Origin of the sequence: Pseudomonas sp. 67(2021), assembly GCF_017491835.1 — a bacterium.
GTDB lineage: Bacteria > Pseudomonadota > Gammaproteobacteria > Pseudomonadales > Pseudomonadaceae > Aquipseudomonas > Aquipseudomonas atacamensis.
On the sequence record NZ_JAFGYL010000012.1, the window covers coordinates 91,430 to 103,934 of the forward strand.

A 12,505-nucleotide genomic window follows, 5' to 3' on the forward strand; every position below is an offset into this window, starting at 1 on the left:
TACCACCTTTTGAAATGCATTCCAGTGTGTAAGCGAGCCTGCTCGCGAATGCGCCGCACCTTCGTTGCTCCTGAAACAGCGCCAAACACAAAATTCCCAACTACTTTGTAGGATTCTGAGACATCCTCGCGTTTGGTGATCAGGGAGCTGGCACGTATGATGCTTCACAAACTTCCGCAGATTAGAAGCCTATGTCCCTGATAGTTCTACTGCTTCTGCCGTTCATTGGCAGCTGTCTGGCAGCGGTGCTGCCGCACAATGCGCGTAATGCCGAATCCCTGCTGGCGGGCCTGGTCGCTTTGGTCGGCACCGTTCAGGTCGCGTTGCTGTACCCGCAGATCGCTCACGGCGGCGTGATCCGCGAAGAATTCATGTGGTTGCCCAGCCTCGGGCTGAACTTCATTCTGCGCATGGACGGCTTCGCCTGGCTGTTCTCGATGCTGGTGCTCGGTATCGGCACACTTGTCTCCTTATATGCCCGTTACTACATGTCGCCGGACGACCCGGTGCCACGCTTCTTCGCGTTTTTTCTGGCATTCATGGGCGCCATGCTTGGCCTGGTGATCTCCGGCAATCTGATTCAGATCGTGTTTTTCTGGGAGCTGACCAGCCTCTTCTCGTTCCTGCTGATCGGCTACTGGCACCACCGCGCCGATGCGCGGCGCGGTGCTTATATGGCGCTGATGGTCACCGGTGCCGGCGGATTATGTCTGCTGGCGGGGGTCATGATTCTCGGCCATGTCGTCGGCAGCTATGACCTCGACAAGGTCCTGGCCGCCGGCGATCTGATTCGCGCACATGCCCTCTACCCCGTTCTTCTGCCACTCATCCTGATCGGCGCGCTGAGCAAAAGCGCGCAATTCCCGTTTCACTTCTGGCTGCCCCATGCCATGGCGGCGCCGACACCCGTCTCGGCCTATCTGCACTCGGCGACCATGGTCAAGGCCGGGGTTTTCCTTTTGGCACGTCTGTGGCCGTCGCTGTCCGGCAGTGAGGAATGGTTCTACATCGTCAGCGGAGCGGGCGCCTGTACGCTGTTGCTCGGCGCGTACTGCGCCATGTTCCAGAACGATCTCAAAGGTTTGCTGGCCTACTCGACCATCAGCCATCTCGGTCTGATCACTTTGCTCCTGGGCCTGAACAGTTCACTGGCCGCGGTGGCGGCGGTGTTTCACATTCTCAATCACGCGACGTTCAAAGCTTCGCTGTTCATGGCCGCCGGCATCATTGACCACGAAAGCGGTACCCGTGACATTCGCAAACTCAGCGGCCTGATCAAGCTGATTCCCTATACGGCAACGCTGGCCATGGTCGCCAGCGCCTCAATGGCCGGCGTGCCGCTGCTCAACGGTTTCCTGTCGAAAGAAATGTTCTTCGCCGAAACCGTGTTCATCAACGCCACCGCGTGGGTCGAAACCAGTCTGCCGATCGTCGCGACCATCGCCGGCATGTTCAGCGTCGCCTACTCCCTGCGTTTCACCGTCGATGTGTTCTTCGGCCCCACCGCCACTGACCTGCCGCATACGCCGCACGAGCCGCCACGCTGGATGCGCGCACCCGTCGAGTTGCTGGTCTTCACTTGCCTGCTGGTGGGGATTTTCCCGGCGCAGATCGTCGGCCCACTGCTCGCCGCTGCCGCGCTGCCCGTAGTTGGCGGGGAGTTGCCGGAATACAGCCTGGCCATCTGGCACGGCTTGAACGCGCCGATGATCATGAGCCTGATCGCCATGTCCGGCGGCATCCTCCTCTATCTGCTGCTGCGCAAGCAGTTCAAGCTGGGCCGTTTCAAGTACCCGCCACTGGTGGGCCGCTTCAACGGCAAGCGTTTGTTCGAACGCAGCCTGGTCGTAATGATGCGCATCGCCCGGCGCGTCGAGCGGCGACTGGGCACCAAGCGCTTGCAGATGCAGCTGTTCCTGATGGTTTCGGCCGCCGTGCTCGCCGGTCTGATCCCGATGCTGCACAGCACGCTGACCTGGGGCGACCGGCCGAAAATCCCCGGATCCATTGTCTTCGTGACCCTGTGGCTGCTGGCGATCGCCTGTGCGCTTGGCGCCGCTTGGCAGGCGAAATATCACCGTCTAGCTGCACTGACCATGGTCAGCGTCTGTGGCTTGATGACCTGCGTGACCTTCGTCTGGTTCTCGGCGCCGGATCTGGCGCTGACGCAACTGGCAGTCGAAGTGGTGACCACGGTGTTGATCCTGCTTGGCCTGCGCTGGTTGCCGCGACGCATCGAAGAAGTCTCACCATTGCCGAGCAGCCTGCGCAAGGCGCGTATTCGTCGTCTGCGCGATTTACTGCTGTCGATTGCCGTCGGCGCCGGCATGGCCCTGCTGTCCTACGCCATGCTCACCCGGCAGACGCCGAACCATATTTCCTCGTTCTACCTCAGTCGCGCCCTGCCCGAAGGCGGCGGCAGCAACGTGGTCAACGTGATGCTGGTGGACTTCCGAGGTTTCGATACCCTCGGCGAAATCACCGTGCTGGCCGCCGTGGCGCTCACCGTGTTCGCCCTGCTGCGGCGCTTCCGTCCGCCGAAGGAAAGCTTGCAGTTGCCGGCCCAGCAACGTCTGCTGGCACCGGACGTGGTCACCGATCTGGTCAACCCGCGTTCGGCCAGCGACACCGCGCTCGGCTTCATGATGGTGCCGGCGGTACTGGTGCGCCTGCTGCTGCCTGTCGCGCTGGTGGTGTCGTTTTATCTGTTCATGCGCGGGCACAATCAGCCGGGCGGCGGTTTTGTCGCCGGGCTGGTGATGTCGGTGGCCTTCATCCTGCAATACATGGTTGCCGGCACGCAGTGGGTCGAAGCACAAATGAGCCTGCGGCCATTGCGCTGGATGGGCACCGGGCTGCTGTTCGCCACTGCCACCGGTCTCGGTGCGCTGCTGGCCGGTTATCCGTTCCTGACCACTCACACCTGGCACATCAGCGTGCCGTTGCTCGGTGATATTCATATTGCCAGTGCGCTGTTCTTCGACGTCGGCGTGTACGCCGTGGTGGTCGGATCGACGTTGTTGATCCTCACCGCCCTCGCCCACCAATCGGTGCGCGGCCACAAGACGGCCTCGCTGCCCAAGTCCGTCGCCAGCAAAGGAGCCGTCTGATGGAAGAAGTCATCGCAATCGCCATCGGCATTCTTGCCGCGTCCGGGGTCTGGCTGATCCTGCGCCCGCGAACCTTTCAGGTGGTCATGGGCCTGTGTCTGTTGTCGTATGCAGTGAACCTGTTCATTTTCAGCATGGGCAGCCTGTTCATCGGCAAGGAACCGGTGATCAAGGACGGCGTGACCCAGGACTTGCTGCATTACACCGACCCGCTGCCCCAGGCGCTGGTGCTGACGGCGATCGTCATCAGCTTCGCCATGACCGCACTGTTTCTCGTCGTATTGCTCGCCTCGCGCGGCTTGACCGGCACCGACCACGTCGACGGCCGGGAGCCTAAAGAATGATGGCGATGACTCACCTGATCGCCGCACCGATCCTGCTGCCGCTACTGACCGCCGCGATCATGCTGATGCTCGGCGAAAAGCATCGGCCGCTGAAGGCGAAAATCAACCTGTTCTCCAGCCTCCTCGGCCTGTTCATTTCAGTGATGCTGCTGCAATGGACGCAGACCACCGGCGTACCCGGCTCCATCGGTGTGTATCTGCCGGGCAACTGGCAGGCACCGTTCGGCATCGTTCTGGTGGTTGATCGCCTGTCGGCACTGATGCTGGTGCTGACCGGCGTTATCGGCGTCAGCGCGTTGCTGTTTGCCATGGCCCGCTGGGACGGCGCCGGCTCAAGCTTTCACGCTCTGTTCCAGATCCAGCTGATGGGGCTGTATGGCGCGTTCCTGACGGCGGATCTGTTCAACCTGTTCGTGTTCTTCGAAGTGTTGCTCGCCGCGTCCTACGGCTTATTGCTGCACGGCTCTGGCCGGGCGCGGGTATCGTCGGGGTTGCATTACATTTCGATCAACCTGCTGGCATCGTCACTGTTTTTGATCGGCGCTGCGTTGATCTACGGGGTGACCGGCACGCTGAACATGGCCGATCTGGCGATGAAGATCCCGCTGGTGCCGGAAGCCGACCGTGGCTTGCTGCACGCTGGGGCAGGGATTCTAGCGGTAGCGTTTCTGGCCAAGGCTGGCATGTGGCCGCTGAATTTCTGGCTGGTGCCGGCCTATTCCTCGGCCAGCGCGCCGGTGGCGGCGATGTTTGCGATCATGACCAAGGTCGGCGTCTACACCCTGCTGCGCTTGTGGACCCTGTTGTTTTCCGGCCAGGCCGGCGCCTCGGCATTCTTCGGCGGCGACTGGCTGATTTACGGCGGCATGGCGACCATGGCTTGCGCAGGGCTGGCGATTATCGCCGCGCAACGCCTGGAGCGCATGGCCAGCCTGAGCATTCTGGTGTCGGCGGGGATCCTGCTCTCGGCGATCGGCTTCGCCCAGCCGAACCTGATCGGCGCTGCGCTGTTCTATCTGGTCAGCTCGACCCTGGCGCTGAGCGCATTGTTCATGCTCGCCGAACTGATCGAGCGCTCGCGCTCGGCCAACGAAATTCCGCTGGAAGACGAAAGCGAACTGCTGCCGCGTCCACAGGAATCGCTGCAACCGCCCAAGGGCATCAACCTCGACGACGAGCAGAAAGCCGTGGTCGGCCAAGTCATTCCCTGGACCATGGCCTTTCTCGGTTTGAGCTTCATTGCCTGCGCGCTGTTGATCATCGGCATGCCACCGCTGTCCGGGTTCATCGGCAAGCTCAGCCTGATCGGGGCATTGCTCAACCCGTTGGGACTTGGCACTGCGGCGCCGCTGTCTCCCGGCGCATGGGGATTGCTGGCGCTGTTGATCCTGACCGGTCTGGCCTCGCTGATGGCCTTCTCGCGCCTCGGCATTCAGCGCTTCTGGACGCCGGAAGAGCGCCCGTCACCATTGCTGCGCAAACTCGAATGCGTGCCGATTTTCCTGCTGCTCGGGCTGAGCATTGCCCTTACGTTCAAGGCTGAACCGCTGCTGCGCTACACCCAGGCCACGGCCGATGCGCTGAACAATCCGCAGCAATATGTGTTCGCAGTTCTAGGCACTCGGGCGGTGCCGAGCCCGCAAGCCAGAGCCGACATGCTCGAGGTGCAGCCATGAATCGACTGTTCCCGGCTCCGTGGTTATCGCTGGCCCTGTGGATTCTGTGGCTGACCCTGAACCTGTCCGTCAGCCCGGGCAATCTGCTGCTCGGTGCCGCGCTGGGTCTCGCTGCGCCGCTGATGATGCGCAAATTGCGGCCGAAACGTGCGCGCATCCGCAACCCCATCGCCATCCTGCGTCTGTTCTTCCTGGTCGGCCGCGACGTCATCATGTCCAACCTGATCGTCGCCTGGGGCGTAGTCAACGCCGGACGCCGTCCGCCCAACTCATGCTTTATCAAGGTGCCGCTGGATCTGCGCGATGCTCATGGTCTGGCGGCACTGGCAATGATCTGCACCGTGGTGCCCGGTACCGTATGGTCAGAACTGGCGCTGGACCGCAGCGTTCTGTTGCTGCACGTCTGGGATCTGCACGACGAAGCGCAGTTCATCGAGCACTTCAAAAGCACTTACGAGCGACCGTTGATGGAGATTTTCGAATGAGTCCATTGCTGTCGAATGCGATTCTGCTGACGCTGTTTCTGTACTGCGTGGCGATGGCGCTGACCCTGGTGCGCCTGTTCAAAGGCCCGTCAGCACAGGATCGGGTACTGGCGCTGGATTACCTGTATATCGTCGCGATGCTGATGATGCTGACCCTGGGCATTCGTTACGCCAGTGATACCTACTTCGAAGCGGCGCTGCTGATCGCGCTGTTCGGCTTCGTCGGCTCCTTTGCCCTGGCGAAATTCCTGCTGCGTGGCGAGGTGATCGAATGAATACCGAATTGTCTTTGTGGGTCGAGATTCCGGTGGCGGTGCTGCTGGTGCTCAGCGGCGTGTTTACCCTGCTGGGCGCAACAGGATTGCTGCGCATGAAGGATTACTTCCAGCGTATGCACCCGCCAGCGCTGGCCTCGACACTCGGTGCCTGGTGTGTGGCACTGGCGTCGATCATCTGCTTTTCGGCATTGAAATCCGCACCAGTGGTGCATGCCTGGTTGATCCCGGTCCTGTTGGCGATCACCGTGCCGGTGACCACCCTGCTGCTGGCGCGGGCGGCGTTGTTCCGCAAACGTATGGCCGGGGATGATGTGCCGGCCGAGGTGAGCAGTCGTCAGACTGAAAGTGGTAACTGATGATTTTGTGGCGCCGGTGATGGCGCCATCGCTACAGTAGGACCGCGCCCTCCATTGTGGGAGCGAGCCTGCTCGCGAAGAGGCCAGTCGGGGCATCGCCAATTCCGGATCGGCTCAAACCCACGCTACTGCCAACAACCCCGCCCCCAGCAGCGCACACAACGGCGAATACACCCAGGTATCCAGCCGCGCAAATCGCGAATCCTTCACTTCCTTGAAGAACCCGACCAGATTCGAATCACCGATCGCCCGAGCAAACATCAGCAACGCGATCGCGCTGATCACCCATTGCAGTGCCTTGTGCTGCACCGCCGGCACGCCCCAACCGACCCGCATACAAACCAGCGCCGCAATTATCAGCAGCGCAGCGGCGACTGCCAGCGTCAGCCAGCCTGAGGGCTTGAAGGCCGGGCGTACCGTGGCGACGAAGCCCGACACCGGCACCTGCGGCACCACCACCGCAGCCGCCCATTGCCCACCCAACGCCCAATACACATGCATCAGGCCGATTGCCGCGAACACAGTCACCAGCCATTGAGCCAACACAAAGGTCATGGTTGAAATCCTTCAAAGGGATTTGAACAAACCATCGTAGTCGGATTTTTTGGCCGTGCACGACCGGTCGGCGGTGCACTGCGTTGACCGCGTTATTTCAGATCAGCCGTCACCTTGTCGGCCACATCCTTGGGCAGCCACGCCTGCCACACATCCGGATGCGTCTTCATGAACGCGACCGCCGCCTCACGAGGCGCGGTGTGCTTGTCACTCATATCCGCCAGTGCCTTGTTCAGTGGCTCGATGGGAAAATCGACCTTGCTGAAGAACTCGGCAATTTGCGGGTTCTGCTTTTGAAACGGCGTAGACACGCCAATCGACAGCTTCGATGCCAGCGAGCGGGTTGGTTTCGGATTGGGATTATCGGCGTCGGTCAGCGTCTTCCACGCCTCGGCATCGAACGGCGGCTCTTCCAGTTGCACCAGTTTGAATTTGCCAAGCAGTGGCGTCGGCGACCAGTAATAGAACAACACCGGTTTGCCGCGACGGATCGAAGAGCTGATCTCGGCATCCAGCGCAGCGCCGGAACCGCTGCGGAAGTTGGTGTAGTCGTCCTGCAAGCCATACGCCGTGAGCTTCTGCTTGTTGACCACTTCCGACGTCCAGCCGATCGGGCTGTTGAGGAAACGCCCTTTGCCCGGGCTTTCCGGGTCCTTGAACACGTCCTTGTATTTCTTCAGATCAGTGACACTGCGCAGATCCGGCGCCAGTGGCTTGATGCCTTTGGCCGGGTCGCCCTTGATCACGTATTCCGGCACCCACCAGCCTTCAGTGGCGCCCTTTACCGTATCGCCCAGACCGACGACCTTGCCCTCGGCTTCGGCCTTGACCCAGACCGGACTGCGCCCGGCCCACTCCTCGCCAATCACCTGGATGTCATTGTTGGCCAGCGCGGTCTCAAGAGTAATAGTGGTACCCGGCAAGGTATCGGTCGGCAAGCCGTATCCTTTCTCGACGATCACCCGCAGCACCTCGGTGATCAGGCTGCCGCTTTCCCAGTTCAGGTCGGCAAAGTGGATCGGCGCCTGTGCCGCCTGCAGCGATTGCGCTGACGTCAGCAAACCAAAGGTGGCCACGCTGGCGGCCAGTAACCGTCGAAATCCGTTCATGCATCACACCTCGTGCTGTTCGCAGCAATGGCAGTTGGCCTGACAGAAACGCAAGCCTCTGAATGACTCAGTCAACTGACTTTAGCCGAGGTTCCTGCTTTTTCCGGGGTCCGCTGCGTGCGAGGTTACGTTTCAGACTTTTCCTGCAGGCTTTGCAGCTCACGTCTGACCATGCTGGCGTATGCCGCCGGTTGCAATGCGTAGAGCTGCGACGCCACCCAACTCAGCCAGGCACCTTGCAGTTCGGCCTTGCGGGCGAACAGGCGCTGCGCGTCTTCGCGTGCGCTGTCGAGATTTTGCGAATGGAAATGCGCGCGGCTCACTCGCTGGCCTTGAAGGAAATCAGTTCACCTTTGCGCCATTTGGCAGCCTTGGCGGTGACAGCTTTCAAGGTTTTGGTCAGGCCTTCCTGCAATTGTTCATTGGCGGCGAACACCGTGACGACGCTATGGCCTTCCTTGAACAGAATCGCGTGACCGTCGGCCGTACTGACAAATGCGTAGTCGCCCAAGCCGTAAACCGTGAGTTTGATGTCGCGAAAACGAATGTCCATCTTGCCGCCTTCACGGCTGGGCAACACTGACGCGATGAAATGGTCGCCGACCTTGAGCTTGAGCCCCGGTTTGTCATCGACTACCAATGCACTTTCGGTATCGATTTCGGCGATGTAAATGCCTTCGGCGTTTTGCTCGGTGATGTAAACAAAACGTGATTGGAATTGCTTGACCAGCTTTGCACGCAAATCACCCAGCACGAACAAAGCATGCATATCGAGGTTACTGACTGCCAAAGAAACATCCCCACATTTGAAAAACCGTGCAGCGGAAAACACGCACGGCAAAAAACGGCAATGCCGATGAAAACTGCAAAATCACTCAAAAACCTGAAGCGAGCGAAGCGCTCTTGATCGCGAGGTTCGTAGACTACTGGATTGTCATTAGTGAAACCCGCTCTGAAGTCGGCAAAGCTTGAAGGAAAAAGCATCAAACGCGACAGAGCAAAATCTGACTACGAACTTCAGGGAAATTTCTCACGAAAAAAAGCACTTTTCCGACATATCGCTGGCGAAAAATTGCTTTAGATAAGCCCGGTCGTCAACAGGTACTGGCGATTCTAGAGCAGCGATGCTCCTTACGACTACCCGCAACGGCCGTTAAATCCCGGCCGACTGATGAAAAGGACTTCATATGTGCACTTTGACTCATTTTGCCACGTCGGCCGACGCGCGAATCAACACACCTCTGACGATGAAGGTTGCCGACCTCGACAACCTTCCGACATCTTCTAACAATCATCGAACCCCACACTTTCAAGTGGTGCCAGCGGGTATTGCGTTCTTTCACATCAAGGAGATATCCACGGGACGTGTCAGAGGTTTCCGTGGCAATCACAACGAAGCCTGCGCCCTCGCCCGCTCGCTTGAATCAAAAATCGAACTCCGCGCCAGCGCCTGCCTCTGATAAGGGAGTGAACGAACAAGCCGTACCGGCACCAACCCAGGAGTAGATGATGGAACTGCCAACCGAGCTTAACCTGACCACCCTTTTCGAACAGCTGGGCCTGCCCTCGGATGAGGCGTCGATCAATGACTTTGTCGAAGCACATCCGCTGGATCCGGACACTAAACTCATTGATGCCGACTTCTGGTCACCCCAGCAGGCGCAATTACTCAAGGAGTGGCTGCGGGCCGATGGCGAAGAAGCGCCGATCGTCGATGAGCTGAACGTGCGCCTGCATCGCGGCAAGTAAGTACGATCAGTGCAGGCTGTCGCCGGGCTCGATGTTCAATTGTTCGAGCCAGGCAGCCTTGCACTCCTCCGCTTCATCGCGACTGGCGAAGGCTGTGCCGCGTCGCTCCCCGTTGAGCAAAACTACCCAGCAAACACTGCGCCCCATCGCACGTAAGCCGGCCGGAACACCGCTGCCGATCATCACTGCCACGTCTACCCTGCACTGCATGTGCCCTCCGAAATAATTAGCTACCTAACTAAGTCGTCAGATTAATGCTTTCCGTCGAGAGGAAACAGCAACCGCCGTGCACAGATTCATTGCGTCACCGGTAATAATCTCAGCGCGGATGCTCAGGTTTATAGCCCAGACGCAACCCGCCCCAGTGTCGGCCATTGATCATGATCGGCACCGATAAATCATGCATCAGCTCACCCGTATCGCGCGTGTAAGTCTGCAACAGCACCGGTTGCTGATGGCTGCCGCAGCGGATACCGGTGCGGTCAGCGAATTTGCGTTTGGTGCGATTATTTACCGTGTCGACCTGCACATCGCCGGTCAATGGCTGGCTGAATGCCTGGTTGTGCGTCGGTACATAACCCTGCTGCGTGCAGGCAATCGCAAAAACCAGCCCTTCATGACGCGCCAATAAAGGTTCTTGAATCGCCGGCAAGACCTGATCGGTGTATCGATCAAAGCGGGTTTGAAATTTGGCTGGTTCGGTGCCCGAAATCAGCTGGTAGCTGCGATCGAACAGGTCATCCAGGCTGATCCGCCCCTGCTCGACATCCGCCTCGAAGCGCGCCGCGATCTGGCTCGCACCTTCGCGCGCCAAGTCATAAATGCGCTGGTGATAGTCATCCAGGCCGACCTCGGCCAGGCGTTCGCTGATGGTTTCCGCCTGTCCTTCCATCTGCACAGCGGCCTCGGCGAGGCGGCGGGTCTGCTGATCGCTGATTGCCAGATCGCTGCGCATTTGCTCGATGGCGATGAACAGCGCGTCAAGCTGCTCGCGATTGGTTTGCGCGCCACGGGCGATTTCGCTGACCTGGGTTTCCACTCCAGCGGCAAGTCGCGCGATGTTTTCCAGATGCTGACCGGTATGCTCGACCTGTTCGACGCCGGTGTGCAGATCGCTCGACAACTCGCGAATCTGCGCCACCACTTGCGCGGTGCGTTGCTGAATGTCTGCAACCATCTCACCGACTTCGCCCGTGGCCGCCGCCGTCCGCGCCGCCAATCCGCGCACCTCGTCGGCGACCACAGCGAAACCGCGACCATGCTCACCGGCCCGGGCTGCTTCAATCGCAGCATTCAAGGCCAACAGATTGGTCTGGCTGGCAATCGACTGGATCACCAGCGTCACCCGCTGAATGTCGTCGCTGCGCACACTCAGGGCCTCGATCAATTCGCGGCTGGCGTTGGCGCGCTGACTGAGTTGCTGCATGCGCGAAATCGAGTCGAGCAGTTCGCTGCGCCCCGCCGCGCTGCTGTGATGCGCTTGGCTGGCGGCGTCCAGCGCGTCGCGACTGAGCTGTGAAGTCGCCTGTTCGGTGGCGATCATCACTTCGGCATTGCTGACGATCTGCGCTGCCGCGTCGAGTTGCGATTCAAGTTTGCTGGCGAGCGCTTTGACCGAAAACGCCACGCCGGCGGCAGACAGTGCGTTGTGACTGGTGGTGTAGGAGAGATCGCGAGTCAGTGCGGACAATGCGCTCGCACTATCGACCGGGACAGCAGCTGGAACGTTGCGCGAACGCAGCCGCGGCAGCCAGACAATCAGCACCGCCAGCGGCATGCCGAGGTAGAGCGACCACTCGGCCATAGCCATGCCGGCCAGCAACAGCATCAGGGCGATGCTTTGCAGGGTCGGCGCGATCCAGCGGTTTTTCGGCAAAAGCACTGGTGCAGGCAGCGCCGCAACCAGAGATCCATCTCTCGTCATCTTGATCACCCCACGTTTGTTCTCATTGTTGTGACTGCATTAAACGCCACTACAACGCCATTATCCATGGTCCGTTAGTCGTGGGGTCTGTGGCAGGTCAATGGAACAACGGGGGAAATAGCGCAGACGAGCAAAAACAAAGATCGCAGCCTCCCGCAACTCCATGTAGAAGCTGCCGAAGGCTGCGATCTCTTGCAGGCGCCCCCCTATTCAGGGGCCGCCATGGAATCAGGCCTGACGCTGGTGCTTGTCGATCTGCTCGTGACGCTCTTGAGCTTCGATGCAGTACTTGGTGGTCGGGCTGATCAGCAGGCGTTTCAGGCCAATGGCCTCGCCGCTGTCGTCGCACCAGCCAAAGCTGTCGTCCTTGATGCGCTCAAGGGCTTGTTCCAGTTGCGGCAGCATGCGCTGGTCGCGATCGATCGCGTTGACCAGCCAAGTGCGCTCTTCTTCAACCGAAGCCGCGTCCGCCGGGTCAGCCGGGGTATCCAGGCTTTCGATGGCGATACGATTTTGCTCAATGCGCTCGTGGGTTTCGACTTTCATGTTCTGCAACAGCTCAGTGAAGAAAGCGTGTTGCTCTGCATTCATGTAGTCATCTGCCGGCATAGCCAGCAACTTGTCCTTTGTCATTGATATCTCTATAAAAAAACGTGCATTAAGGCGAATAAGGGAGCGTTTCGGCGAACCGTGTCGGCCGTCGAAAAGGCATCGTTTTATTGCAAACGCCACCCGGCACTCAATTTACGAGGGGCGGCAGTCTAAGGCCCGATCAAGACCTCAGCAACTGTAAATACAGGGAATTTGTCCGACAGGACCTGGAAACTGCTCTGACACAGGCTTCACACGGCCATCGGAGTGCGTTTATAGCAAGAAATTCAGTCCAGCGGCTGTATATAGAAGACAAACGGCTAACCGT

15 protein-coding genes are annotated in these 12,505 nt (G+C 59.6%); 8 read left to right on the forward strand and 7 right to left on the reverse strand.

Annotated elements, in window-relative coordinates:
* The first annotated feature begins 191 nt into the window (after positions 1 to 191).
* From J5M66_RS16245 to J5M66_RS16270, 6 genes are read left to right on the forward strand one after another with little or no spacing between them, the layout of a single operon-like run.
* Positions 192 to 3,110 carry a monovalent cation/H+ antiporter subunit A gene (locus J5M66_RS16245; RefSeq protein WP_207808589.1) on the forward strand — a complete coding sequence of 973 codons (2,919 nt, stop codon included), beginning with the start codon at positions 192 to 194 and terminating at the stop codon, positions 3,108 to 3,110.
* Entirely contained in the window at positions 3,110 to 3,454 is a 345-nt protein-coding gene (locus J5M66_RS16250) for a Na+/H+ antiporter subunit C (protein WP_016775082.1), read from the forward strand. The genes J5M66_RS16245 and J5M66_RS16250 overlap by 1 nt, the downstream gene beginning before the upstream one ends.
* A complete protein-coding gene (locus J5M66_RS16255; protein ID WP_207808587.1) occupies positions 3,451 to 5,130 on the forward strand; it encodes a monovalent cation/H+ antiporter subunit D in 1,680 nt (559 codons plus the stop codon). The genes J5M66_RS16250 and J5M66_RS16255 overlap by 4 nt, the downstream gene beginning before the upstream one ends.
* Positions 5,127 to 5,615, forward strand: a complete 489-nt coding sequence (locus J5M66_RS16260) for a Na+/H+ antiporter subunit E (RefSeq protein WP_123442242.1) — start codon at positions 5,127 to 5,129, stop codon at positions 5,613 to 5,615. Before J5M66_RS16255 ends, J5M66_RS16260 begins: the two co-directional genes overlap by 4 nt.
* Positions 5,612 to 5,890: a K+/H+ antiporter subunit F gene (locus J5M66_RS16265; protein WP_016775085.1), complete on the forward strand. Its 279-nt coding sequence runs from the start codon at positions 5,612 to 5,614 to the stop codon at positions 5,888 to 5,890. Before J5M66_RS16260 ends, J5M66_RS16265 begins: the two co-directional genes overlap by 4 nt.
* Positions 5,887 to 6,249, forward strand: a complete 363-nt coding sequence (locus J5M66_RS16270; RefSeq protein WP_024013248.1) for a Na+/H+ antiporter subunit G — start codon at positions 5,887 to 5,889, stop codon at positions 6,247 to 6,249. Before J5M66_RS16265 ends, J5M66_RS16270 begins: the two co-directional genes overlap by 4 nt.
* Before the next feature lie 114 nt (positions 6,250 to 6,363).
* On the opposite strand, the gene J5M66_RS16275 is transcribed toward J5M66_RS16270, so the two are convergent.
* The 4 genes from J5M66_RS16275 to J5M66_RS16290 all read right to left on the reverse strand — a co-directional run bounded on the left by J5M66_RS16275 (position 6,364) and on the right by J5M66_RS16290 (position 8,682).
* Complete coding sequence (locus J5M66_RS16275; protein ID WP_071172759.1) at positions 6,364 to 6,804, reverse strand: DUF3995 domain-containing protein; 441 nt, start codon at positions 6,802 to 6,804, stop codon at positions 6,364 to 6,366.
* Between the two features lie 92 nt (positions 6,805 to 6,896).
* The gene (locus J5M66_RS16280) at positions 6,897 to 7,913 is read right to left on the reverse strand and encodes an ABC transporter substrate-binding protein (RefSeq protein WP_024013250.1); all 1,017 of its coding nucleotides are present in this window, start codon (positions 7,911 to 7,913) and stop codon (positions 6,897 to 6,899) included.
* Between the two features lie 125 nt (positions 7,914 to 8,038).
* Positions 8,039 to 8,236, reverse strand: a complete 198-nt coding sequence (locus J5M66_RS16285; protein WP_016775089.1) for a hypothetical protein — start codon at positions 8,234 to 8,236, stop codon at positions 8,039 to 8,041.
* On the reverse strand, positions 8,233 to 8,682 hold the full coding sequence (locus tag J5M66_RS16290) for a hypothetical protein (RefSeq protein ID WP_024013252.1): 450 nt from the start codon (positions 8,680 to 8,682) through the stop codon (positions 8,233 to 8,235). The genes J5M66_RS16285 and J5M66_RS16290 overlap by 4 nt, the downstream gene beginning before the upstream one ends.
* A gap of 418 nt (positions 8,683 to 9,100) precedes the next feature.
* Between J5M66_RS16290 and J5M66_RS16295 the strand changes: the two genes are divergently transcribed.
* Together J5M66_RS16295 and J5M66_RS16300 are read left to right on the forward strand one after the other, a co-directional pair.
* Positions 9,101 to 9,373 carry a hypothetical protein gene (locus J5M66_RS16295; protein WP_024013253.1) on the forward strand — a complete coding sequence of 91 codons (273 nt, stop codon included), beginning with the start codon at positions 9,101 to 9,103 and terminating at the stop codon, positions 9,371 to 9,373.
* A gap of 49 nt (positions 9,374 to 9,422) precedes the next feature.
* Positions 9,423 to 9,662, forward strand: coding sequence for a DUF2789 family protein (locus J5M66_RS16300; RefSeq protein ID WP_016775092.1), 240 nt, complete (start codon positions 9,423 to 9,425; stop codon positions 9,660 to 9,662).
* Between the two features lie 6 nt (positions 9,663 to 9,668).
* On the opposite strand, the gene J5M66_RS16305 is transcribed toward J5M66_RS16300, so the two are convergent.
* The 3 genes from J5M66_RS16305 to J5M66_RS16315 form a co-directional block, all read right to left on the reverse strand.
* Positions 9,669 to 9,872: a hypothetical protein gene (locus J5M66_RS16305; RefSeq protein ID WP_016775093.1), complete on the reverse strand. Its 204-nt coding sequence runs from the start codon at positions 9,870 to 9,872 to the stop codon at positions 9,669 to 9,671.
* Positions 9,873 to 9,981: 109 nt separating this feature from the next.
* Positions 9,982 to 11,586, reverse strand: coding sequence for a methyl-accepting chemotaxis protein (locus tag J5M66_RS16310; RefSeq protein WP_207808585.1), 1,605 nt, complete (start codon positions 11,584 to 11,586; stop codon positions 9,982 to 9,984).
* Positions 11,587 to 11,814: 228 nt separating this feature from the next.
* Positions 11,815 to 12,219: a TraR/DksA family transcriptional regulator gene (locus tag J5M66_RS16315; RefSeq protein WP_016775095.1), complete on the reverse strand. Its 405-nt coding sequence runs from the start codon at positions 12,217 to 12,219 to the stop codon at positions 11,815 to 11,817.
* Between the last annotated feature and the right edge of the window lie 286 nt (positions 12,220 to 12,505).